This is a genomic window from Roseivirga sp., from assembly GCF_965216855.1.
Lineage (GTDB): Bacteria > Bacteroidota > Bacteroidia > Cytophagales > Cyclobacteriaceae > Roseivirga.
On sequence record NZ_OZ244204.1, the window covers coordinates 122,020 to 147,410 of the forward strand.

Consider the following 25,391-nt stretch of genomic DNA (forward strand, 5'->3'; position numbering starts at 1 on the left):
AGTGGAAGATATTAGCAGCAGATCGATGACCATTACCAGAACTTTCGAAGCTCCGATCGAACTCGTCTGGAAAGTATTAACCACCCCTGAGTATATCAGTGTTTGGTGGGGACCCGAAGGCTTTACAAATACCATCAGAACCATGGATGTCAGGGAAGGCGGCATCTTCGATTTCACCATGCATGCACCTGATGGAACTGACTTTATTAACTTCTATCATTACCAGGAAGTGAAGCCTCTCCAAAAGCTCGTCATGGAGCACAAAGAGCACCCAAAATTTAACATAGTAGTAGAGCTATTTCAAGAAGGGGAACATACCAAAGTAACCTGGACCAATATTTTTGACTCGGCTCCTACCATGGAAGAAACAATCAGGGCCTTTAAGGCCGATGTTGGCCTGATACAAAACATTGAGAGACTTTCAGAATTTGTAAAACGACTAAACGTATGAGAAAGATTATTTCATTTATGCATGTATCCCTTGACGGCTATGTATCAGGCCCCAATGGAGAACTAAGTTGGGCTAAAGTTGATCAGGAACTATTTGATCATGTGGGAAAGAGAATTAGCAACAGCGATACAGCTTTGTATGGACGAGTCACCTATCAGATGATGGAAAGTTACTGGCCTACCGCGGCAGATCAGCCCAATGCCTCCAAACATGATATTGAACATGCTGCCTGGTATAAGAAAGTACGCAAGGTAGTTTTATCGCAAACTCTGACTCCTGATAACCACCGTCCAGACACTACCCTTATCAGCGATAACCTGGTGGACAGCATCAATAAGATCAGGCAAGGAAGCGGAGAAGAGATTCTGGTCTTTGGTAGTCCTACAGCCACACATACACTAATGCAGCACAACCTGATTGACGGCTACTGGCTGTTCGTAAACCCCATTATTCTTGGAAAGGGAGTTCGCTTATTCACTGATACCATGAACCAATCTAATCTTAAGCTCACTTCTACCCAGCAATTTGCTTCCGGAGTGATTGAGTTGAGTTATGTGGTGGAGAGGTAGGAAATACCCCTCATTCAGAGGGAGAACATTTCGATATTAATCGAAAGTGTTCGACCGAAGAATCCCCAGGGCTACTTGCACATAGTTTGAGATTCTTCAGTCGCCTCATCCCTGATATGCATCAGGATGATTCTCCTTCTGAATGACGGTAACCCTTGCAATTATTCTACTAAATTCCTAACTATTGGACCTGACAAATGACTTAATACAAAATGAAAGCAAGTGTGCAGTATAACGACTTTAAAGGAACAGTAGCGGCAGACATTTCTGATTTCCTTGGTGGTCCCTCAAATGGAGATGATTTAAGAAGTATTGGAAAGTATTTTAACTTAAATGAAGATAGGTTTACGATAGTAGGTTTGTCCGTGTATGGAACAACAAACTTTTACGTCTCCTTAATTTGCGTTGATAAAGAAAGGAGTTCTGAAGAGAAGGAGCATATTGTTAGCATGTCATATGATATTGAAAATGAAAGGGAGATTCTTGGCATTTTATTCAAAAGACTCCATATAGTTCTACATGATAGATATGATAGTAAGTATCCCAGTTTAGAATATGATGAAGAGGTCAGATTCTCGGACTTTCATGAAACAGAAGAAGACTAACGCTTTAGGCCAATACAAACTGGGGTTTTTCTTTTTGAAAGCTTTATACTCACACCTCAAACACCCTCTCCATCAACACCCACTTCTCTCCTGCTTTGGCGAAAGGAAGTCTTTGCTGATAAGTATCCATTAAAGTTTCCCACTCCTGGACTTTGTCGTTGGATGCATCCATTTGGGCTTTTATTTCAAAACTAAAGTCATCGGAGGCTTCAATGATCATAAAGAGACGTGTTTCTATGTGGTAGATTTCCATACTCTGGATACCGGAAGCCTTGATGCTCTGTATCACCTCAGGCCAAACATCACGGTGATGCTCCTTGTACTCCTCAATCAGTTGAGGATCGTTTTTGAGATCGAGTGTTAAACAATACCTTTTCAATTTTTGATAGTTGAGTTTTGAATTAAGATTTAACTACAGAAATCTGCTTTCCGTTTTCCGTTTTCTGATTCCCAATTAACTAATTCCCTGATCACTGATATACTGATCCACTGTTTTCCGATTTCTGATTCACTATTCCCAGTCACCAATTAACTAATTCCCTATTTCCCTAATTCCCTAATTCCCCAATCTACCAACTCTACGCCCAAACCAGGCGATATAGACAAAGCAAATCAGCGGGAGAATAAAGGAAAAATTAACCTCAGCCACACCCGCAATGGTCGTGTCATTTACTCCACTCCCTCCAATATCAATGATCATCCCCTGCCATTTGGGCATTAAAGCTCCTCCAACAATGGCCATCACCAGTCCTGCCGCTCCAATCTTTGACTCTTCTTCGTCCAGACCATCCAGCGAGATGCCGTAGATGGTGGGAAACATAATAGACATACCCAAGGTGATGCCAACCAGTGCATATAAGCCATATTCACCTGGCAGGTAAATGGTACCCAGAGTCAATATCACGGCCATGATGGAGAAATAGGTGAGCAGAGGAGCTGCCTTAATGGTCCTGAGCAAATAAGTACCAATAGCACGCCCCACCAGAAAGCAGATAAAAGCTCCAAACTGATAATTAGCAGCATCAGCGCTGGCGATACCAATGGCTTCAGCATATTGATAGATGTAAGTCCAGCACATGATCTGGGCACCTACATTAAATACCTGAGCCAATACACCCAGCATATATTTCCTATTCCTGAAAAGCGAGTTGAATGTATCTTTCAGGTTAGGAATTTGTCCGTCACCCTTAGCCTGAGGCATCTTATTAACAGCAATCAGAATAAAGATACCGATAAGCACCAGGCCCAGCACTACATAAGGATCTCTGATCACCATCAGGTCTGAAGTGCGGATCAATGTCTTTTTGGCCAGGTCCAGCGTGGAGAAATCAGTGATATCATCTGACTGTAATTTCTTAAGCACAAACTGCTGTGCTACCAGAAGCCCCAGTAGTAATCCGACAGGATTAAAGGCTTGTGCCAGATTGAGTCTGCGTGTCGCAGTCTCTCTTGACCCCATCGCCAAAATATAGGGATTGGCGGTTGTCTCCAGAAAGGCCAGACCAAAGGTGAGTACATAGAGTCCCAGGCAAAAGAACCAGAATTGTTCGGTAATAGCTGCCGGATAAAACAACAGAGCGCCCAATGCATACAAGGCCAGACCGATGAGTACACCAACTTTGTACGAGTATTTTCTTACAAAAAGTGCGGCAGGCAAAGCCATACAAAAATAGCCTCCGTAAAAAGCCATTTGTACCCATGCCGCCTGAGAATTAGTAAGTTCCAGTACTTTTTTAAAGGCTTGCACCATGGGATCAGTCACAGCATTGGCAAAACCCCATAGGGCGAAAAGAGAGGTGATCAAAATAAAAGGAAGGAGGATTTTCCTGTCTACCAGTCTGGCTTTAGTTGAAGTTTCAGTCATAGGTGATGTTAAATAAGTCGGTCTAAATGAGTATAGCCTCCATCCACATGAATATGCTGGCCCGTGATATGTCCTGCCCTAGCGGATAATAAGAACACGGCCGTACTGGCAATTTCTTCAGCGGTAGTCATTCTCTTACCCAGAGGAATCCTTTCCGTAATGGACTTTTCTTTCTCTTTTGGATCATCAAAAGTGTCAAGCCATTGTCTGTATAAAGGGGTCATTACTTCGGCCGGAATGATGGTATTTACCCTGATTTCATGGGGAAGCAATTCCACAGCCCACTCTCTGGTGAGAGCCATAATCGCTCCCTTAGCCGCTGCATAACCTGAGGTATTGCCCTGCCCTGTCTCAGCCGTCTTGGAGCCGATATTTAGAATGTTACCCTGAGTATCTTTCAAGTGCGGCAGGCAATAGTGTGCCATATCATAAAAATGATGCAGGTTCTTTTCCAGTGAAGCTCTGAATTGTTGCGGGCTGCCAAATTCCAATCCCACCCCATCGTTTACTCCGGCATTGTTGACAAGCCCGTCAATTCTTCCTAATAAGTCAATGGTAGTCGATACCGCTTCTTGACAAGCATCAGTATCACATAGGTCAACTTGCTGAAAATAGACATGTTCGGGCCCTAACTGAGCCTGCAGTTGAGTGGCTGCTTCTTCATCTCTATCGAATATCACCGGAATAGCTCCCTCTTCTGCCAGCTGGCTTGTAATAGCTGCTCCTATACCCTTTCCACCGCCCGTGACTATGAATACTTTATCCTTGATACCTAAGTCCATTTATTCAGATTAAAGCTTGTAAAAATGCTGAGCATTCAGCCCCATAATAGCCTTCTGCTCCTCCATGCTTAACTTTTCAATATACTGATTTACTATTTCTAAAACCTGCTCATAGGAAGCGGCTACCAGGCAAACCGGCCAGTCAGAGCCAAAAAGGATTCTTTCAGGACCGAAAAGCGCTAATATGCTTTCGATGTATGGCTCAAAATCGGTCATGTGCCAGCTTTTCCAGTCAGCTTCTGTTACCAAACCGGAAAGCTTAATATGCAGATGGTCGTAGCCCGAAAGTGTCTGCATGTGCTTAAACCAGACATCGAACTCTCCGGCTTTTATGTCCGGCTTGGCAAAATGATCTATCACCAATGGCATTTCCGGGAGTTGCTTCAACAACTCTACCACTTCCGGTAATTGTCTGCTGTAAACCAGAATGTCGTAGCTAAAACCAAAGTCTTTCAGTCGTGATACACCTTTGACAAACGCGGCATCCAGCATAAAACCCTCCGGTTCTCCCTGTAGGATATGACGAAAGCCTTTCAGTAAACCGTTCTGTTGATACATCTCCAGTGTTTGGTCAAGTTCAGAAGACTTCAAATCCGTCCAACCCACTACCCCTTTGACAAAGGGATTTTCTTCAGCCAACCCCAAAAGAAAGTGACTCTCCTCATCGGTCTGATCAGCCTGAACCGCTACACAAGCATCAATTCCATGGTCCTTCAGTATGGGGTCAAGATCTTGTGGAAGGAAGTCTTTCCGAATAACAGACATATCATCATTGATCCAACTATGTCTGTTGATATCGTATTGCCAGAAGTGCTGATGTGAGTCAATCCTCATGAATGAGCTACTACCTTTTGTTTAGCCTGACCCAATCCATCAATACCTAATTCAACTACATCTCCCGGTTTCAAATAGACAGGAGGTTTCATTCCAAGACCTACACCTTCAGGAGTTCCTGTGGAAATAATATCTCCCGGCATGAGACTCATAAATCTGGACAGATAGCTAATGACCTGAGGGATGTTGAAAATGAAATCAGAGGTATTGCCGTTCTGCATGGTCACTCCGTTTACTTTGAGCCATAGGTTGAGATTATGCGGATCGGGTATTTCGTCTTGAGTGACAATGTAAGGCCCTAATGGCGCAAAGCTGTCACAGCTCTTACCCTTCACCCATTGCCCACCTCTTTCCAGTTGGAATTCGCGTTCACTGACATCATTGTGTAGAGCATATCCTGCCACATAATCCATCGCATCGGCTTCGCTGACGTAGCTGGCTTTCTTACCAACGATCACTGCCAGTTCTACTTCCCAATCAGTCTTTTGGCTGTCTTTAGGGATAATGATTTGGTCGAATGGACCCGTCAAACTACTTGGAGCTTTAAAGAAGACCACAGGTTCCTTAGGTGGTTCCATACCACTTTCCTCAGCATGTTTTCTATAGTTGAGGCCAATGCAAATGATCTTTTCAGGACGATATATAGGCGCATCAAACGCAATGTCTCCGGAAATCTTTTGAAGTTCTCCTTTGGCTACAACGGCTTGCAGTTTAGCTATTCCTCCCTCATCAAAGAAATCGCGATCATATTCATTGATATGATCACTAACATCGTAATGCTCTCCATTAAGACTTACTCCTGTTTTAACTTGTCCTTGCTTCTTGTATCTGAATAGTTTCATCGAATTGGTTGTATTAGCTGTTTAGTGTAATATATCCCCCATCGATAGGATAGCAGGAACCGGTAATAAAAGAGGCCTCATCAGAAACCAGATAGAGCACCTGATTGGCTACTTCTACAGGCTTACCCATTCTTCCGATGGGTTGAGTTTTGGAGAGCTTGTCGAACATTTCATCTTCTTTGCCCGGATAGTTTTTGGCAATAAATCCATCGACAAAAGGCGTGTGAATGCGAGCCGGGGCCACGCAGTTACATCGGATATTATAAGGCAGGTAATCTTTGGCTACAGAAAGTGTCATGGTGTACACGGCTCCTTTGCTCATGCTATAAGCAAAGCGGTCTGCTATTCCCACCACAGAGGCAATAGAGGCCACATTGATAATTGAGCCACCTTTCTCCTTCATTAAAGGAATCCCTTCCCTGAGACAGAGATAGACGCCTTTTACATTCACTTCATATATCTTATCGAGGTCTTCTTCAGAAGTGCCTTCCAGGTTACCTACATGAGCAATTCCGGCATTGTTAATGAGGATATCGAGTTGGGGACCAACCTGCTCAAAAGCTTTCTTTACCGATTCGGCACTGGCTACATTACAAGGAATAAATTCTGCCTTACCTCCTTCCTCAGCCACTTCATCTACCGTTTCCAGTCCCGTGGCATCATTCAGGTCCAGTATATTGACAATAGCTCCATGCCTAGCCAATACTTTGGAAATGGCCTTTCCTATACCACTTCCACCCCCGGTTACTACTGCCGTCTTTCCTGTTAAATCAAATGCTTGTTTCATGATGTCCGTTTATGATGAAAAGCTTTAAAATCAAGTTCTCTGAACTTTAGTGCGAACTAACCCCAGCCCTAAAGGGTGACAGAGGTATGCGAATCGTCCAAAAGAGTCGTTTAGGTTTGATTCAAAAGTTTTCATTATTCAATTTATTTCTCTTTGTCCAACTTGTTATTCCCGGCTGCGCGGGAATGACGAGTTCAGCTCTTGTTCTGCAATAGGAAGCGATGCTTTCATTAAATCCCTCCTAAAGCGAAACTCCCCTTTTCCAAAGTATAAAATCGTTCTGATCGAGTTGCATGGCTTTAGTGGCTTTTCCACTGGCTACTGCAATGATCTCTTCCAGTATTTCTTCTCCCAATTGCTCTATAGTCTTCTCACCTGAAATAATCGCACCGGCATTTACATCAATGATATCAGGCATAGCCTCTGCCAGTTTCGAATTTGTAGCGATCTTGATCACGGGAGTAACGGGATTACCCGTTGGTGTACCCAATCCAGTGGTAAAGAGAATGATATTGGCTCCACTACCTGCCATGCCTGTAGTAGATTCCACATCATTGCCGGGAGTACATAATAGGTTTAAACCGGGTTGAACAACGGGCTCAGTATAGTCAAGTACATCGGTGACCGGGGCATAACCACCCTTTTTGGCTGCTCCTGCGGATTTAATAGCATCTGTGATTAGTCCATCCCTGATATTCCCGGGAGATGGATTCATATCGAAACCGGAGCCGGCCGCAACAGCCTTTTTAGAATAGGCCTCCTGAAGAGTCATAAACTTCTCCGCCAAAGGCCTGGTCTTACACCGATCTATCAGGTTTTGCTCTACGCCATTCAATTCGGGGAATTCCGATAATATACTGGAGCCTCCCAGGGCCGAAATCAAATCCGAAGCATGGCCTACAGCCGGATTAGCCGATAGCCCGGAGAAGCCATCGGAGCCGCCACATTCCAGACCAATGACCAGCTTGCTCAATGGTGCCGGAGTTCGTTTGATCTGATTAGCCTGTTTTAATTGCTCTATGGTCTGAGCAATAGCGGTTTTAATCAGCATTTCCTCTGACTTGATCTGCTGTTGCTCAAGGTAGATAACAGGTTTGTCTGAATTGGGATAGAGTTCTCCCTGTATCTCCTTAAACCAGTGGATTTGGGCATGCTGGCAGCCTAAACTCAAAACCGTAGCACCTGCCACGTTGGGGTGATGCACATAACCCGCCAGCAACCTCAATAAAGTCTCAGAATCCTGTCTCGTACCGCCACAACCACCATCATGGTAGAGAAAACGGATACCATCTACATTCTCAAAAACTCTTTTGGTTTCAATCTTCCTTTCCGTGAATTCCTCACCCAGCAATGACCGGGTATAGCTGACATAGTTGTTTTCCTTTTGATAACCGAGCGTAGTATTCAGGGTATCTTCTATCACCCGGAGGTTTCTGTTTTCACAAAAGACCAGGGGTACGAATAGCCAGTAATTGGCTGTCCCGACTTTTCCATCAGCCCTATGATAACCCATAAAGGTCTTTCCTTCGAACCTGGATATATCGGGGAGTTTCCATTGATAATTTACCTCTCTGATTTCAGAAGGATCGGCTTGATGTACCAGATTTTCAGTACTTAAGCGTGTGCCTTGAGCCACCATACGGGTGGTTCTACCCACACTTACACCATAATGAGTCAGTGTACTACCGGCTGGTAAATCGACCAGTGCTATTCGGTGTTTAGCAGGAATGGATTCCTTCACTTTCAATTGAAGACCTTCACCGTATGGGTAAACCCCCGGCTCCAGGTCTGTCAACGCGACAAGGCAGTTATCAGTAGAGTTGAGTTGTAAAAGTTGACGCATAGTTGAGTAAGCCCCAAGTTAAACAGAATGGCGAATCATTTGACAACGGTCACTTTCCATTTTACTTCCTCTCTGTAAGGATCATTTACCACCAGGTATCTCGAACCAGACTTTCTCAATGAAACCTGGGCTACCTTGTCCTTGCCCGGAAGATAAACCAATCCCGAAGGGGTATCATCTGTATTACCAAACACCTTTAACTCCAGGCTTGACCAGTCCATATTTTTAGTGGACTGAGCCAGTTTGATATGAGGAATTACCGTTCCACTCTTCACCAGTACGATCATCGGAATTTCTCCCGCCTCTATTTTGTACCAGCCTCCTTCATAGTGTTTACCTGTCTGATAATCAATCCATTCACCCGGAGGAAGATAAACATCTCTTGAAGTAACATCTTCGAACAATGGTGCTACCAAAATATCAGAACCAAAAAGGTATTGATCATCAATCAGCCACGATCCCGGGTCCTGAGGATACTCTACAAACAGTGCCCTAACCATAGGTAATCCATTTTCACTGGCATGCTTCGATTGAGCATAGATATAAGGCATGAGTTCATAACGCATGTTATCTGCCAGCCTGAAACCATCCATGAACTCCTCACTGTACTCCCAGGGTTCCGTTGGCGGATTACCATGACTTCTGACATGAGAAGACAGCATACCAAAAGGCGTCCATCGACTGTAGAGGTTCTCAGGAGCAGCAGTTACAAAGCCACCAATATCATGCGACCAGAAAGAAAAGCCGGATAAGCCGAAAGACAAACCACCGCGCAAAGTAGCGGCCATAGCCGAGTTAGAAGTCGCAGCATCACCACCCCAATGTACAGGGTAACGCTGACTGCCTGCCCAGGCGCTTCTGGCCCAGATAAAGGCATCTCCATTAATTTCCTTAGTGATTTCGGCAACGGCCTTATTATACCTCAGCGGATAGATATTGTGCTCATAGAAGCCAGTTCTTCCGTTGTGGTAAATACCATTGGCAGGAGCTGCTTCTCCAAAATCTACTTTGATGACAGCAACCCCCAGATCGAGCAGTCCTTTGATCTTATTCTGATACCAGTCTATGGTAGCAGGATTGGTGAAATCCAGCACGGCATCCTCATAAGGGATGTTGCCTTTAGCATCGCGCACCACCAAGTCTTTCTCTACTAATTCATCGAACAAGACGTTCTCAGGAGTGAAATAAGGCAATTGCCACAGACTGATTTCGAAGCCCTTGTCCTTGAATTCCTGCAACATTCTGGCTGGATCGGGGAAGCGATCTTTGGGGAAAGTGTAGTCATTTCTCCAGTCTACACCGAACCATCCCGTATCGAAATGAATCACATCTGAAGGAATCTGATGCTCGCGCAGTTTAGCCGCCACTTCCATCCCATCCTTCTCTGAGAAGTAAGTAATCCTGCTCATCCAAAAACCAAATGACCAAAGCGGTGGCATGGGAGCCTTTCCGGTCAGGTCGGTATATTCATCCAGTATATCTTTAGGCTCACCCAGAAAGACGAAAAGGTCCAGTTCATCGTCACCAATCATCATACTGTTGGCCTCAGCGTAGTATTTGCCAAAATCAACTGTAATAGGACTGCTATGGTGCATAAACACTCCATAGCCTCTGCTACTCATATAGAAAGGTATAGGCTTATACATGGTCTCATTTTGAACACCATTCGCATCATCCGTCCACAGCACGACCTTCTCTCCTCTCTTATTGAATGACTGGAAAGACTCTCCCATTCCGAATATCTTTTCTCCGGGCGACAGTCCCATTACCGCATTCATACTTCTTGAATAATCAGAAGCTCTACGGATATAGGAGAATGGAGTCACGGGGGTGAAAGTGTTGCTCACATCCGACTTATGAATCGTCTGGGTCAACAGTTTACCATACTCATCATAGATGTAGACATGCCAGGGAGCTTCTGTGATCACTACGCGACCATGACGGCTCACATATTCATGTCCTTCTTCCGTCTTATTGTAATGCCATAGTTCAGGGTGATTAGGTGCTGAACCATCCACCAGCATCAGAGAAGGCTCGTTGTTATTGAATTGTGGCCCTGAAGTGATCTTAATCCGAATAGTCCGATCGGAGATAAACTGAATGGTAAAAGGATGCTCCGGAGAGGCAGCATACTCGGTACCGGGGAATTCATTGGCCGGAGCCGGATTCAGACGCATTAACATATTGTCGAAAGCCTGAGCAGTGGCCAGGTTATGACGCATAAAGCGAATAGTACCTTGTCCAGTTGACGGATCGAAAGAAGTCAGATTCTCAGCCAGAAAGAAGGTATTTCTCATATCCATATAATCCTCACTGATATCAGGAGGCTCATTGAGAATACCGGTATTTTGTAGCTGGGCGTTGGCCTGCAGCATCAGGACCAACAAAAGGGTGGTGATTAAACCAGTGCGTTTCATAATAAAAGGTTGATCGATTTGAAAAATAATTGAAAAAGTAAGCTTTCAACCGAATTCAACTTACGCATTAATTTTCTCCCATGCAGCAAAAAGAAGACAGGCATTTCACAAAGGGATAAACTGACCGGGTAACAGCCTGGGAAAACAACACCAACATCGTCTTCTAACCTCTCTGAAATAGTTGATTATCAGTAAAGTTCAGAACAGTTAATTCATAGAATTTCGCTGTTTTGAAGTTTATCAGAACTCACCCATCATGAATACTTCAACCTTAAAGACCCTTCTAATCGCTTTCCTGGTGGCTATTGTCATTACTTCCTGCTCCAGTTCTTCGACAGAAATATCTCATCTGAGAGTGCAGTACACGGTAGAACCTCTGGGCATAGAAGACCAACACCCGTTGTTTGGTTGGCAAATGGACTCCGATCTCAAAGGACAAAAACAGAATGCTTATCAGATAATCGTCAGGAATGTTGCAGACAATAGCCTGGTCTGGGATTCAGACAAGGTGAACAGTGGTCTTTCCCAGGGAATTGTATATGACGGGCAAGCTCTTGAACCTGAGTCTGCCTATACCTGGCAGTTGACTGTGTGGGATGCCAATGACAAGAAATACACAGAGGAGTCTTATTTTGAAACAGGGCTGATGAACCCCGATCTCGAGGCATGGGACGGTGCTCAGTTTATCGGATCAAATGACCTGATACTGGATGCGGCTTCAGCTATCGTTTTTGAGATCAAAACCGATTTACAGATTGTTGAAGGTCACACTGCTTCCCTCGTCTTTGGAGCCAATGACTTCAGGTTGAATAATAGCTTTTTTAATAACGTCAATGCTTCTGGCGAAAACTACGTCAGAGTTGAACTGGATATTTCAGGCGTTGGAACAAGAGAAGGCGCCAGCCTCAATATCTACAGAGTTGGTTATATGGAAGATGACCAGGCTAAACAACCCATTAAGGTAATCTCTTCCAAGGACTTCCCTGAGACCAATATCAACCAACTGATTACTTCAGCCAACAAAAATCAAGTTCATCAACTGGGGATTTATGTAGAAGCCAGCAACATCATGTTTACAATTGACGGGCAAACACTCAGAACGGTAGCCGCTTCTACCGGAAGAGGTGGATCTGGTTTTTTCACAGGTTCAGAGGGTGAGTATCGTGACCGATTGGCATTTCATACCATTAACCCTGACGGTGGCGGCAACAATTACAGCTCCTACCCTAATCTGAACTCTGTAGGTTTCGGCAGTCAGCCGGGCAGTACGGTTATATTCAGCAATTATGAAATTGAGCACAAAGGACGAAGTAACCCGAACCACAATACGGCTTTCGATGCCCATACCGGAAATGGATACTCCATTTTCAATCAGTTAGAAGGGGTATCTGTCAATGGCAATACAATTACCGTCAGCAATAAATCTGACGAGCTTTCTGTAGTCTATGCCGACCCAAGCCATGGCGGATTAACCATGTTGAGAAAAGAATTCACCGCTTCCAGGCCCATTCAAAAGGCTAAATTGTATACTACCTCTATGGGCTCTAATGAAGTCTTTATCAATGGAGCCAAAGTAGGTGAAGACTGGTTCGGCCCGGGTGACACGCAGTTTAGAGAAACTTTGGGCTACCTGGCCTATGATGTAACGGATATGCTCCAAACCGGAGACAATGCTATCGGGGCTATACTCAACCCTGGATGGTATACTGGTTACATGACCTTCACCCCTGCCAACCTGAACTTCTTTGGAGATACTGAAGCCTTACTGGCCAAATTGGTAATCGATTATGAAGACGGAACCCATGAAGTAATCGTCACTGACCCTGATGGCTGGAAAGTCTTTAAAAATGGTCCGATCGAATACGGAAGCTTCTTTCAGGGAGAGCGATATAATGCGCAAAAAGAAGCCCTAATCTCTGTTAATGGCAATTCTATGGGCTGGACTACAGCAGCTTATGATGACAGTAATTGGTCAACCGCGAGTATTGTGGAACCGCGTGAATGGATTGATTTTGGCATCATGGCACGCTACGATCAACCCGTTAGACTGGCAGAGACACTTATTTCTCAGCAAGTGATGGAAGTACACAGTGAGGACGAAAGCACCTTCACCTATGATATGGGGGTTAATATGGTTGGCGTACCATCCATTACCATTCCTGAAGGTTGGCTCAATGAAGGCGATGAGGTGATTATCCGTTACGGTGAACAGCTCTACCCTGGTCTGGAAGGTGACGAACAGGAGTACATCGATCTATATGGTTATAACGATGAAGGACTGGGAATTGCAGGCAGAATCCTCACCGGTAATTACAGAGCAGCCTTGGCTACAGATTTCTACACCGCGAAGAATAGTGAAGAAGTGGTCATTCAACCCACCACTACTTTCAGAGGCTATCAGTTCATTGAAATCACCATTCCTGGTCATCAGGGAAGTTTACCCCTGGAGAATGTTAAGGGCCTGGTACTTTCCTCTGATCAGCTCCAATCAGGCACTTACTATGCTACTACATCAGATGGCACAACAGGGGAATTGGTCAATCAATTATTCAAGAACATCCAGCGAAGCCAGTTGGGTAACTTCTTTACCATCCCAACGGATTGTCCGCAAAGAAATGAGCGAATGGGCTGGACAGGTGATGCTCAGGCCTATACACGAACCGCTACCTATAATTCAGACGTAAGAAACTTCTTCCGACAATGGATGGTAGCCCTGAGAGATGACCAGGGAGTTGGTAGTGAAACCGATGTGGCCGGAGGTATTGGCAGTACCGTTCCAACTTTCAATATGTCTGATGAAACCCAATTTGCAGATGGTACTACCTGGGCTGCGGCTGTGTGTCAGGTGCCTTGGCAGCTTTACAATCAGTATGGTGATACTCAAATAATCGAGGAAAACATTGAAACCATGATGGCATGGCTGAATGGTATGGATCACTACAACTTCAGTGATGAATATACCTATCTGTCTTCCAAAACTACAGGCCTGGCCGACTGGCTGGCCATGGATAGCCATACGCCTTCTCAACTGGCGAACAATGCCATCTATATCCATATGATGGAGGTAACAGCTATTATGGCAGAAGCTATTGGAAGGGATGATTATGCCACTACCCTCAAAAACAGACACGCGAAAGCCAAAGCTGAATGGAATGCAGTTTATGTAGATCCTGAATCAGGAAGAACAAGAGATGCCGATGGCACCATCATCCACTCACAAACTTCCTATGCTACTCCATTGAACTTCAACACCTTCAGTGATGAGAACAAAGTAAAGGCTGAAGCCTACCTGGTTGAACTGACCGCTAATCCTTCCACCAGTAACACCTATGCCGATGGCAGCAGAGTAGAATACCCTGCCCCTACCGGTTTTAGTTTTGGAGGAAGTCCGGCCAACCCTGAAGACTTTTTGCCTTACACCATTACCACAGGATTTTCAGGTACTCCCAATATATTGCCTGCACTCAGCAGAGCCGGTAATGTAGAAGATGCCTATCAACTCTTTTCAAGTACGGATTATACTTCCTGGTTATATCCGGTCACCATGGGAGCCACTTCGATATGGGAGCGCTGGAATGGTTATGAAGCTGCTTTCGAGGAAAACAATCAGAACTTCATGAATTCATTCAATCACTTTGCCCTGGGCGCAGTTGGCCAATGGATGTATGAATATCAATTAGGCATCACCAGCGATCATGCTCATGGAAAAGCCGGCTACAAACACTTTGTACTTCAACCACAGGCGGGAGGTAAATTCACTTCGCTGGAAGGAAGCTATGAGTCAAATTATGGCGTAGTGAAAAGTGCCTGGGCACAAAACAACCAGGGAGATATCAGCTTCTACCGTACTACGGTTCCGGCCAATACAAGCGCCACCCTGTACTTGCCTGTAAATGACAATGTGAATGACTTTGGTAATTCAGAAGGTGTAACCTATGTGGGTAAAACCACCCGAAACAATGTTCAGGTGGCTCAGTTTGAGCTTTCTTCCGGTACCTATGAGTTTGAATTATCGAACAATATCATCTACATCAACTAAGTCAAATCTGCTTCAGTAAAGCTCATCACTGTTAAGCTTATTGAAATGCCTTAATTGAGTTGGGTTGACCATTTTTAGTACATCATGAATCCTAATAGAAGAGAATTTTTATATCAAATGGCTCTTGCCTCAGGGGCGCTTAGTTTACCCTTGAGCTCTATCACTAACTTTTGGAGCTCTGCAGAATTTGTCGAGGCTCAAACTGTCTATGGTAAGGTTAAAGGTGCCAGAATTGAGGGGGTCAATTTGTTTAAAGGTATCCCCTACGCAGGCAAAGTCTCTGGAGACCGGAGGTTTAGAAGACCCGCTCCTCTACAAGCCTGGACGGGTGTAAAAGATGCACTTGATTTTGGACCACCCTCCATTCAACCGCCCAGAAGAGGTGAACCTGCTCCGGCAGAAGACTGTCTGTTTCTGAATGTATGGACTCCTGCCAATGACCATAAGAAGAGGCCTGTAATGTTCTACAGCCACGGAGGTGGTTTTGTGATTGGTTCTGGTGCATCTCGCGGTCAGGATGGCAGTAACCTGGCCAGAAATTTCGATGTGGTCGTGGTAGAAACCAACCACCGATTAGGCTTACTGGGCTTTATGTATCTCGGAGCCATTGCGGGCGAAGACTATGCAGAATCGGGCAATATGGGCATGCTCGATATTACAGCCGGATTAAAGTGGGTAAAGGAAAATATCGCTGAGTTTGGCGGAGACCCTGACAATGTCATGATTTTCGGAGAGTCAGGAGGTGGCGCCAAAACTTCTTGTCTCTATGCTATGCCTGAGGCATCTCCTTACTTCAATAAAGCCTCTATTGAAAGTGGCCCGGGAGTTAGAATGAGTTCTCTGGAAATGGCTGCTGCCACCACCGAGATGGTCTTAAAAGAATTGAATATACCGAAGGATAATTGGAGAAGATTGCTTGATGTTCCTGCTATGGAGCTCCATGCCATTCAATCTAAATTACCTTTTGTACCTCCCTTTTTAGAGAAACGCGCTGGGAGAATAACCGAACCACGAGCCGGTGGTTTCGGACCTGTGGTAGATGGATTGGTGCTGCCGAAACATCCTTTTGATCCGACAGCACCAACTATCTCCAAAAACAAACCATTAATGGTAGGTTGGAACGAAGATGAATACACCTTCTTTGCCTGGGAAAGACGTGAAACAGAGCCCTTCAGTATGGGTTTTGATAGTTTGCATGCGAGGCTGGAGCCTCAGTTTGGTACAGACACCCAAACGATTATCGACACTTACAGAAAAGCAAGACCTGAGGCTACTGCTCCTGATATCTATGTAGCAGTGAACTCCATTGTTATGATGGGCCTGGGCTCTATTGAAATTGCCGAGAAAAAAGCTGTTGAAAATGGTGCTCCTGTTTACCTCTACAACTTCGCTTATAAGTCAGACATGAAAATCCCCGGAACTAATTACGAAATGGGAACCCCTCATGCCATGGACATCAGCTTTAAGTTCAACAATGAGGTTCCTCCAAAACCAGGTGAACAAGCAAGAATGGGATTCGGTGGTAGCAGGCCAGAAAGATTTGAAGCATCAAGAAAAATGGCTGAACTCTGGGCAACGTTTGCCAGAACAGGTAAGCCTGCCGCTAAAGATGTTCCTGACTGGCCGGCATTTAATCTCAATGAACGACCAACTATGAAAATTGATGAGCACTGTGAAGTAATTAATAACAGGTATTCAGAAGAATTAAGCATGTGGAGAGCCACAGGAAGATTATAAGCTCACCTTTAGCAATTTGGGTTCTTATAGTGATTGAAAAAGCCGTCAGCAAATGCTGACGGCTTCTTTATTACTAGAAATTGAAGGAATTTTCACCCGATTTAAGTGTGTGTGTTTTACCCTTCCATACAAAACTACCATCAACACCTGACGGCAGACTTATTTTAGCGGAGAGCTTATTGTTTTTCATCTCATAAGACACTGAAATGTCTCCCATTGGATGTGGCATAGTGCCTGAAATATTCTTAAGATCGCCTAAATGAGGCTCTATCTTCACTTTGGCAAAACCCGGTGCGTCTGTATCAATTCCCAGAATAATTCTGTAGAATTCAATATTAGGACTTGAACCCCAGGCATGGCTATCCGACCTGGAGCTGCTCACTTCCGAAGTTTCAGCCCAGGTAGTCAGACCCATGTTGATGTTTTCTTTCCAGATATCCAGCCAGTTCAGGTAATCATCACCCATACCTGCTTCTGTCAGTGCCTGGTGCAGATAGTACTTGAAATAGATTGTGGCCGGAGCGATAGACTTATCGGCCAGCATATTGGTCGCTACTTTTTTAGCCTGATCACCTTTTACTACTCCACTCAAAATGGCCAGTGAATTAGCATGTTGAGAGAAAAGATCATGCTTTTCAGTATCGGCAAAGAGTCCCTTTGCATCATCCCAGTACTTTCTTTTTACTGTGGCTTCCAGTTGTCTGGCTCTTTCCAGATAATCTTCACCCAACTCATTAATACCCATACCCTTTTCTACTTCGGCTGCCAGCCTTAATACGTAAATCAGTTGCATGTCCAGTACAGAAGACTCTCCATTTTCACCAATTGGTGCCTGACCGAAATCCCAACCTTCAGTTCTGTTCCAGTCGGTAAACAACCAATAAGGCAGGTTCTTAATTGAACCATCCTCCTGCTGATATCTCTCATAGAACGACATCACCTGTCTCGTGCCCGGCAATAGTCTTTCTATGGATTCATGGTCATTATCATACATATAGTAATCATAAACCATAGCGACCCACCACAAGGAGAAAGTAGTGATCTGCTGATCTAAATCGGTTGGATAACGGCTCAAGGTGATGCCTTCAGGAATTCTTGAGTGATCCATCAGGTCCAGTGCCTGTCTTACCAGGCGATGGTCTTTGGTATTGTACATAGTGACCATGGCCTGAATTCGGGCATCTCCGATATACTGCAACTGCTCATAATAAGGACAGTCCATATAAGTCTCATGAGCACAAAGTCTCGCTGTTCTCCAACCTATGTCTACAATGGTATGCATATCGTCATTATCGACCACCAGATTAGAAGTCTTTTGCAAGGGATAACCCGTGAAAGTTCCATATAGATCATTGATCGTCAGGGGCTCTGCTCCTGTTTTAACCGAGAGCTGTAAGTACCTGTAAGTTCTGTACCAGTTGGGTGTATAACTCTGTGAAGCCTTGCCATTAGATATAATGCTATCTGCTTTACCGATGAATACTTTGCCATCTACTTCATTCCTATTTCCTTTTTCTCGTGAAGCTCTGCCTGTTTCACTGTCTACCAGGTATAGTCCTTCAGCATAGGCCATTTTAATGGCAGCATTTTTACCTCCGCCAAAGTCAATGGTCGGGTAAGCATTGGTTAAATGTCCCTGATCGAGTAGAATAGTCGCCTCAGTATTAGCTGGAATAGTAAAGCTGGTTTTCTGAGCCGGGAAACCTGAAGGCACCTGAACGCCTTCTGCCCTTCTGGTCGACTGAAGTCTTTCAACTTTCATTTCCATGTGTGGAATAGGTGAAGGTACGAGCATCCATCCTCTTCCGTTTCTGGCAGCTTCTTTAGTAGTACCAGCTCCTAATGTTCTGGCTTTTGTCCATCCCGTTTCATCAATTGAGGCAGCGGTCCAGTTTTCCACATGTTTGTTCATGTCGACAAATTCACCTGGTCCGGCAACATAGTATCCGGGTACGCTAACTGCTCTGGGTTGATAGCTTTCATCCTTAATGGTGATCCAGCTATCATTGGTATTCAATATTTCTTCACGCTCGGTATCTCCTTGTAAGATGAATGCCGTGAGGTAAGTAATCTGTGCTTCAGGTTTAAACTCGCCATCATTCCAAACGACAGCCGAAACCACATTCGATCCTGCTTTAAGATATGGTGCCAGGTCTACTGTTTCAAAATTCCAAAAATAGAGATCACCTCTGGCAGGCCCATGTACTACCTGTGTACCATTAACATAGAGTTTGTAACGGTTATCACCTGAAACATGCACCACGAATTTCCCGGGCTTACTGTTCAGATTAAAAGTCTTTCTGAATTTGAAAACTCCATATTCTTTCAATGTCTTGTCGGAAGCAATCCTGAAAGGACTCAGGTTTTGTCCCGGTCCGGTAATCCATCTGGCACTCCATGGGTTTTGCAATAGTTCTTCTCTGACTTGTTGGCCATGAATGGGCCAGGTGGCACAGAGCATGACCAAAACCATCAGTTTAGTTAGCGTTTTATTCATGAGATATAAGTTAAAAATAATTTTAGGTTCATTGTGGATAGTTTAGCGCAAAAGGCTGCCTATACAGGCAGCCCTTTGATCTTACAGAAATTACCTACTATTAGAAATGCGGACTCAGCTGCGCTTCACTAGCCGGAAGCGGGAACGTAGTCCGGATATCTGTAAATGCTGCCGGTACAGGTCCAATGTTGGGTGGATAGTAATAATCTTGTGGATTATTCTTCACATCCTGTCCATATGCTGTAATCACAGCCACAGCACGGTCAGTTCTTACCAGATCTAACCATCTTTTATTTTCAAAAGCGAGCTCAACTCGTCTCTCCTGCAGGATAACATCCATAAGGTTAGCAGTAGATACGATATCGCCAAGTCCGGCTCTGTTTCTTACCTGATTGATAAATGGCAGTGCATCGTTCGATTTACCCTGCATTTCCAGTGCCTCAGCCAGCATCAGCAGTACATCTGAGTAACGGAATACCGGCCAGTTGTCATTGGTTCTTGGTGCAGTAGCATGTTGGTGAAGGTACTTTCTAACGAAAGGACGATTCACTCCATTTGCCACGGCATAACCGATGGTAGCATCGAATCTGTCATCACCAGCCTCATATGAATTGATCAGGTCTGGAGTTGGTGTATTAAATCCTGTTTGAGTCTGAGCCTGTACGTTTCCCGGAGTAACACCATAAGCAGCCATCAATGCAGTAAACTCGGGTGCGCTGATTGGTTCAGGCACGAAAGAATACATGAAACCACTGGCATAACCTTCGGTTCCTTCCTTGTATTGCACCTCAAACACTGACTCAGCACTGTTCTTATTGGCAGGTTCGAAAACATCGGCATAATTAGCCAACAGTTGATATTCTCCGGAATTCACTACTGCTCTTAGGGCAGTTTCAGCTAAGGCATATTGATCCATCACCAAATAGGCATTCCCCAAAAGCGCATTGGCTGAACCTGAAGTAGCTCTACCAGCTTCCTGGTTCGACTTATTGGGTAGCAAAGAAGCAGCTGTGCTGGCATCACTGATGATTAATGCAAAAACCTCATTCACACTGGAGAGTGGCAAAGCCACACCTTCGAGTGTCGTCACCGGATCTACATGTAGTGGCACTTCACCATAGAATTGTACCAACTCGAAGTAAGAAAGAGCTCTCAGGAAAAGCGCCTGGCCTTTCAGGTTGTCTTTCACATCATTATCTAAATCAGCATCATCGATTCTGGCCAATACCTGATTAGCACGGGAAATGATCTGATAATTGGTAGTGTACTTTCCAGTAGCAATACCACTGTTAGCATCGTAGATGAAGTTGGCTATTTGCTCCTGATCAATATCTGCTCTGTAGTTTGGATTATGAATGTAGTATGCATTGTCTGAGTGCATTTCACCCATGAAAAACGCATTGTCATACAAACCATTCAATGGAGCATATGTACCATTGACTGCAGCAGTAAAGTCTGCTTCGGTAACAAAGGCTGTCTCAGAAACGAGATCGGTTTCAGGGGGAAGTGTCAGGAACTCCTCAGTATCACATCCTATAAAAGTCAGGAAGATCAATCCCAGAATTATGTTTCTCTTTTTCATTTTTGATTTCATTTTCATTAAGTCCCTAAGTGATTTATAGACCGACATTTACACCAAAAGTGAAGGTTCTTGGTACAGGGTAAGTACCCCAGTCGAAGCCTAAGCTCAATGCTGTTGGTGCAGCACCGGTAGTTGATGAACTCACCTCAGGGTTTGAACCTCTGTATTTGGTAATCACCAAAGCCTGCTGAATGCTACCATACACTCTGAGAGATCTGATAGCCATGTTATTCACAGGGACATTGTAACCCAACGTAATGTTCTTGATGGTAAAGTGACTTCCATCACTCACAAATCTGGTACTGAGCCAGTCTCTTTCCATGAAAGTTCCTGAAGTGGTCTTACCATACTTTCCGCTTCCCGGATCCTGAGGTGATCTCCAACGATCCTGAACTCCTTTAAGCACATTGAATACACCATCGAGGTTAGTTGTACCCTGCTCAGTCATCACAAGAATATCGTTTCCTACTGAACCGGAAGCCACAATGGTCAAATCGAAGTTTTTATAAGAGAAGGTATTGGTGATACCGAAGATAAAGTCAGGGAAGGGATTACCGATTTCGGTACGGTCATCATTGTCACCGCCATAGGTAATTACACCATCACCGTTTACATCTCTGAACTTAATGGTACCTACTTCTGAAGCAGTTGCCTTAGGAGAACTGTCGAAATCAGCCTGGTCTACATATACACCTTCGTGAATCAAGCCCCAGAACTGACCAATTGGTCTGCCCACAGCTGTCTTGGTATCAAAAGCACCAAAACCACCGAAGATTCTATCAACACCATCAGCCAATTCAACCACTTCATTTCTGTTGAAGGCGATGTTGAAGTCTGTTTTCCAGTTTAAATCACCTCTGAAGTTCTGAGATGAAATGGTCACCTCGTGTCCCCAGAATTTCAACTCACCAATGTTACCATTGAAGTTGCTGAAACCTGACTCTTGTGGTACTTCGACATTATAAAGCAGGTTGGTAGTATTCTTCTGATAGAAGTCATATCCGATGTTGATTCTATCGTCAAACAACCCCAGGTCAATACCAAAGTCTACCTGATGTGTAGTCTCCCACCCCAGTTGGCTATTCGCTAAAGCCTGAACTGAAGAACCAGGAACAATGACATCACCAAAGACAGTATTTTCAGTAGTGCTTACTGTAGCATATTGAGTGTAGTTACCAATATTATTGTTACCCACTACACCATAACTTGCTCTTACTTTCAGGAATGAAACCGGAGTAACATCCAGCATAAAGTCCTCATCAGAAACGATCCAGCCGACAGACACTGAAGGGAAGTTACCCCATCTGTTATCAGCTCCAAATCTTGATGAACCATCTCTTCTGATGGCCAGGCTTAAAAGGTATTTATCTTTATAGCTATAGTTAATTCTGGCCAGGAAAGATAATAGTGACCACTCCTGCACATTAGAGAATGTCTGAGTTTGATCAATATTAATGGCTCCCTGTATCGTTCTGATTCTGTCATCAGGGAAGTCTGTCAATCTGATTTGCGAGTTCTCACTACGGAATTTCTGAACGGTGAATCCACCCAAAACATCGAATGAATGGTCTCCTACTGTCTTATTATAGGTCACCGTGTTTTCGTTCAACCATGACTCGTAGCTACTGTTTCTTCTGAAAGAAGTAGCAGCTGCCGGTGGTAAAGAAGCAAAGGTGGTAGAAGCCGTACTTGGCTTGAAGTTGAACAATTCTGAAGTACCCAGATCAGCATTGAAAGTGGTCTTGATTTTCAGGTTGGTAATTGGCTCGTATTCAAGATAGGTATTGGCCAGAATTCTGTTCGAAACAGTCTCATTGGTGATTTCCTCATTGGCTCTGTACCAGTTTGGTGTTGGGAATGCACTGATTCCCGGAATCCAGGCGGTTAGTGGTAATGAACCATCTTCATTTTGATAAGGAAAAATCGGCCAGGTAAGCAGTGAGTTAAACAGCAAACCTCCCGGTGTTGTTGGACTTACGTTGGTAGCGTAGAAGGCACCATCTGAACTTGCCGTGTTGTTGATAGACCTGGTAGGCGCTACATTGAAGCCTGCTTTCAGGTTTTCAAAAACATTGAAGTCGGTATTAATTCTCAATGAGAACCTTTCGAAGTTGGAGTTGTTGATTACACCATCCTGATTGAAGTAACCCAATACTGCAGCTGTTCTTGATCTTTCCCCACCAGTATTAAGACTAACACTGACATTACTGATAGCCGCATCTCTTAGCATACCATCGTACCAGTCATAACCCTCGCCATATTGAGCAGGGTTCTGGAATACATCAGGAACAACCTGTCCCAGGGCCTCTAATGACTCTTTCTTGAACTGCGCGAATTCCTGTCCATTCATCATGTCAGGTCTTCCTCTCTCCGGAACCTTCTGAACACCTGTATAGGCGCTGAAATTAACCTGAGTGGTTCCGGCACGGCCTTTCTTGGTAGTAATCAATACTACACCATTGGCAGCTCTTGAACCATAAAGTGCAGTAGAAGCTGCATCTTTCAGGATAGAAATACTTTCAATTTCATCAGGGTTGAGGGTGTTGATATCACCGGTAATCGGGAATCCATCTACTACGTAGAGCGGATCACTACCGGCAAGAATTGAAACAGAACCTCTGATTCTTACATTCATTCCCTGTCCTGGTTGACCGGTTTGTTGGTTGATCTGAACACCAGCTAATCTTCCCTGTAATTTTTGGGTCAGCTGCGGAACAGGTAAATCTCCCAATTCTTGTGCATCGAGTTGTTGCACAGCACCAGTTACTTGCTTTTCGAATTGAGTACCATAGCCCATCACCACAACTTCTTCAAGGGTTTGGGTATCCAGAATCAATGTAACGTTAATCGTCCTCCTGTTATTCACGGGAACTTCCTGTGAAATAAACCCTACAAATGAGAATTGTAAGGTTGCACTGGGGTCGACATTAATAGAATAGCTTCCATCAGCTTCAGTAATCACCCCATTGGTGGTCCCTTTAATGGAAACATTGGTGCCTGGTATACCCAGGCCATCTTCGTCAGTAACTTTGCCTGAAACAGTAATTGTTTGAGCGTATGTCACTAGCGAAAACAATGTCAGCAAAAATGCCGTGAGGAATAGTTTCCGGCATCTCTTTGTAAAAATTCTAGCCATACAGATAATTTGTTTAGTGAACTTTGACTTAAGTGTCTGACGCAAACTGCAAACGTTTGCTTAGTTAACTATCATGGTCTGTATTGACCCATAACGAACTGTACTGACCTGCTAATGAGAAGCTCATACAGCGTTTTACAGGTTATTTCTATGGCCTCAGATACTGAAACTAAAATTTAATATGCCATCATACCCGTTCATCCAAATCCATAAAAAAGCTGAATTTAGCAGGTAAAAAGAGCTGTTTCATGCTAACGATTGAACCGCCTGATGTTGGCTTATGAGACGTTCCCGCTCTGGAACATCCGCTGCTGTCAAGACCAGCCGACATTTACTGTACTGATCTGGTTGTTTTAAAGCGAGGGCCTTAATGTAAGATGAAAAGGTACCTCAAGGTGTTCCTTGTTTCCACTTAGAATTACCTCAGCTGTTTTCTCCCCCATGGTTTTAAAGTCGGTAGAAACTGTAGTAATACCATCGAGTATGATTTTCTTCAGAGGCGTTTCATTATATGAGATAATACCCACGTCTTTCCCCACTACCAGATCGGTATGCAGTACTTTCTCTACCAGAGTTACCAGATCATCTTCCATCAGGTTAATAAAGACATCACCGGCATTAATGGTTTCCTTGGCCACATCGTCTACTATCTTCGATTGAAAAGCATAAGTATCGCAGAAGTTGGAAATACCGCTGAGGATTTCCTTTGGATAATAGGAGTAGCTCGGGAAGATAATCTTGATGGTTTGGTAATTAGACAACCTGGGCAGTGCTTCAACCAAAGCATCATAAATGTCTTTTTCAAAATTCTCATAAACCGCTCCAAACTCTCCCGTCACCTGGGTTGGTAATTTGTCCAGCAAAATGAGTTTGTCCTTATCAATAGTATTGATCACTTCGTGCGCATTCTCCCCTCCTTCCAGAAAATGTGGGATGATAACATAATGAGAGTAACCCTCTTTTTTACTGTTCAATAGCTTTTTGAAAAATGAAAAGTCATTGTCATAGATATAAAGCTCAATGGCCGCTCTGTGATTCAATGAGCTTACAATGGCATCATAGATAATCTTCTTGTGTGTACTGAGCTTATTGAAAAGTAAAAAAACCTTCAGTGGCTGACTGATGTCGGTGCTCTTAATAAAGTATCCTTTACCCGGCACTGAGCCTAATACACCAATTTCTTTCAGGTAATTGTAACCTCTGGCTGCTGTATCTCTAGAAATTTCCAGCTCAAAGCTAAGTTCATTCAGAGATGGTAAAATCTGATCTTTAAGAATATTGCCATGGCTCACAGCATCAATAATAGAGTTAGCTAATTGCTGATATTTAGGTGTGGCTGAGTGGTCGTCTAAAAGAATGTATTGAAATACTGATGATGAGTTCATGTTTTAAATCCAATAGGGTTA

Annotated in this window: 17 protein-coding genes; 5 read left to right on the top strand and 12 right to left on the bottom strand. The window is 44.1% G+C overall.

Going from position 1 to position 25,391, the window contains the following annotated elements; all coding sequences use genetic code 11:
- Position 1: 1 nt before the first annotated feature.
- The 3 genes from ACOOEY_RS00515 to ACOOEY_RS00525 all read left to right on the top strand — a co-directional run bounded on the left by ACOOEY_RS00515 (position 2) and on the right by ACOOEY_RS00525 (position 1,625).
- Complete coding sequence (locus ACOOEY_RS00515; protein ID WP_420386704.1) at positions 2-451, top strand: SRPBCC domain-containing protein; 450 nt, start codon at positions 2-4, stop codon at positions 449-451.
- Positions 448-1,020, top strand: a complete 573-nt coding sequence (locus ACOOEY_RS00520; protein WP_420386705.1) for a dihydrofolate reductase family protein — start codon at positions 448-450, stop codon at positions 1,018-1,020. The genes ACOOEY_RS00515 and ACOOEY_RS00520 overlap by 4 nt, the downstream gene beginning before the upstream one ends.
- Before the next feature lie 212 nt (positions 1,021-1,232).
- The gene (locus ACOOEY_RS00525; RefSeq protein ID WP_420386706.1) at positions 1,233-1,625 is read left to right on the top strand and encodes a hypothetical protein; all 393 of its coding nucleotides are present in this window, start codon (positions 1,233-1,235) and stop codon (positions 1,623-1,625) included.
- A gap of 49 nt (positions 1,626-1,674) precedes the next feature.
- Here the strand turns inward: ACOOEY_RS00525 and ACOOEY_RS00530 are convergent, their stop codons facing one another.
- From ACOOEY_RS00530 to ACOOEY_RS00565, 8 genes are all read right to left on the bottom strand, one after another.
- Complete coding sequence (locus tag ACOOEY_RS00530; RefSeq protein WP_420386707.1) at positions 1,675-2,004, bottom strand: L-rhamnose mutarotase; 330 nt, start codon at positions 2,002-2,004, stop codon at positions 1,675-1,677.
- A 177-nt stretch (positions 2,005-2,181) separates the two neighbouring features.
- Complete coding sequence (gene fucP / locus ACOOEY_RS00535) at positions 2,182-3,489, bottom strand: L-fucose:H+ symporter permease (RefSeq protein WP_420386708.1); 1,308 nt, start codon at positions 3,487-3,489, stop codon at positions 2,182-2,184.
- Positions 3,490-3,497: 8 nt separating this feature from the next.
- Positions 3,498-4,271 carry an SDR family oxidoreductase gene (locus tag ACOOEY_RS00540; protein WP_420386709.1) on the bottom strand — a complete coding sequence of 258 codons (774 nt, stop codon included), beginning with the start codon at positions 4,269-4,271 and terminating at the stop codon, positions 3,498-3,500.
- A 9-nt stretch (positions 4,272-4,280) separates the two neighbouring features.
- Positions 4,281-5,105, bottom strand: coding sequence for an amidohydrolase family protein (locus tag ACOOEY_RS00545; protein ID WP_420386710.1), 825 nt, complete (start codon positions 5,103-5,105; stop codon positions 4,281-4,283).
- Positions 5,102-5,947 (bottom strand): fumarylacetoacetate hydrolase family protein, encoded by an 846-nt coding sequence (locus tag ACOOEY_RS00550; RefSeq protein WP_420386711.1) that lies wholly within the window; start codon positions 5,945-5,947, stop codon positions 5,102-5,104. The genes ACOOEY_RS00545 and ACOOEY_RS00550 overlap by 4 nt, the downstream gene beginning before the upstream one ends.
- Before the next feature lie 13 nt (positions 5,948-5,960).
- On the bottom strand, positions 5,961-6,734 hold the full coding sequence (locus tag ACOOEY_RS00555) for an SDR family NAD(P)-dependent oxidoreductase (RefSeq protein ID WP_420386712.1): 774 nt from the start codon (positions 6,732-6,734) through the stop codon (positions 5,961-5,963).
- Between the two features lie 241 nt (positions 6,735-6,975).
- Positions 6,976-8,577 (bottom strand): UxaA family hydrolase, encoded by a 1,602-nt coding sequence (locus ACOOEY_RS00560; protein WP_420386713.1) that lies wholly within the window; start codon positions 8,575-8,577, stop codon positions 6,976-6,978.
- A 35-nt stretch (positions 8,578-8,612) separates the two neighbouring features.
- On the bottom strand, positions 8,613-10,994 hold the full coding sequence (locus ACOOEY_RS00565; protein ID WP_420386714.1) for a TIM-barrel domain-containing protein: 2,382 nt from the start codon (positions 10,992-10,994) through the stop codon (positions 8,613-8,615).
- A gap of 256 nt (positions 10,995-11,250) precedes the next feature.
- On the opposite strand from ACOOEY_RS00565, the gene ACOOEY_RS00570 reads away from it, so the two are divergent.
- The gene (locus ACOOEY_RS00570; protein WP_420386715.1) at positions 11,251-15,033 is read left to right on the top strand and encodes a family 78 glycoside hydrolase catalytic domain; all 3,783 of its coding nucleotides are present in this window, start codon (positions 11,251-11,253) and stop codon (positions 15,031-15,033) included.
- An 84-nt stretch (positions 15,034-15,117) separates the two neighbouring features.
- Positions 15,118-16,770: a carboxylesterase/lipase family protein gene (locus tag ACOOEY_RS00575; RefSeq protein ID WP_420386716.1), complete on the top strand. Its 1,653-nt coding sequence runs from the start codon at positions 15,118-15,120 to the stop codon at positions 16,768-16,770.
- 73 nt (positions 16,771-16,843) lie between these two features.
- Here ACOOEY_RS00575 and ACOOEY_RS00580 read toward each other — a convergent pair whose 3' ends face one another.
- From ACOOEY_RS00580 to ACOOEY_RS00595, 4 genes are all read right to left on the bottom strand, one after another.
- A complete protein-coding gene (locus ACOOEY_RS00580; RefSeq protein WP_420386717.1) occupies positions 16,844-19,267 on the bottom strand; it encodes an alpha-L-rhamnosidase C-terminal domain-containing protein in 2,424 nt (807 codons plus the stop codon).
- Positions 19,268-19,367: 100 nt separating this feature from the next.
- Entirely contained in the window at positions 19,368-20,849 is a 1,482-nt protein-coding gene (locus ACOOEY_RS00585; RefSeq protein ID WP_420386718.1) for a RagB/SusD family nutrient uptake outer membrane protein, read from the bottom strand.
- Between the two features lie 34 nt (positions 20,850-20,883).
- On the bottom strand, positions 20,884-23,913 hold the full coding sequence (locus tag ACOOEY_RS00590) for a SusC/RagA family TonB-linked outer membrane protein (RefSeq protein ID WP_420386719.1): 3,030 nt from the start codon (positions 23,911-23,913) through the stop codon (positions 20,884-20,886).
- A gap of 425 nt (positions 23,914-24,338) precedes the next feature.
- Entirely contained in the window at positions 24,339-25,370 is a 1,032-nt protein-coding gene (locus tag ACOOEY_RS00595; protein WP_420386720.1) for a GntR family transcriptional regulator, read from the bottom strand.
- Between the last annotated feature and the right edge of the window lie 21 nt (positions 25,371-25,391).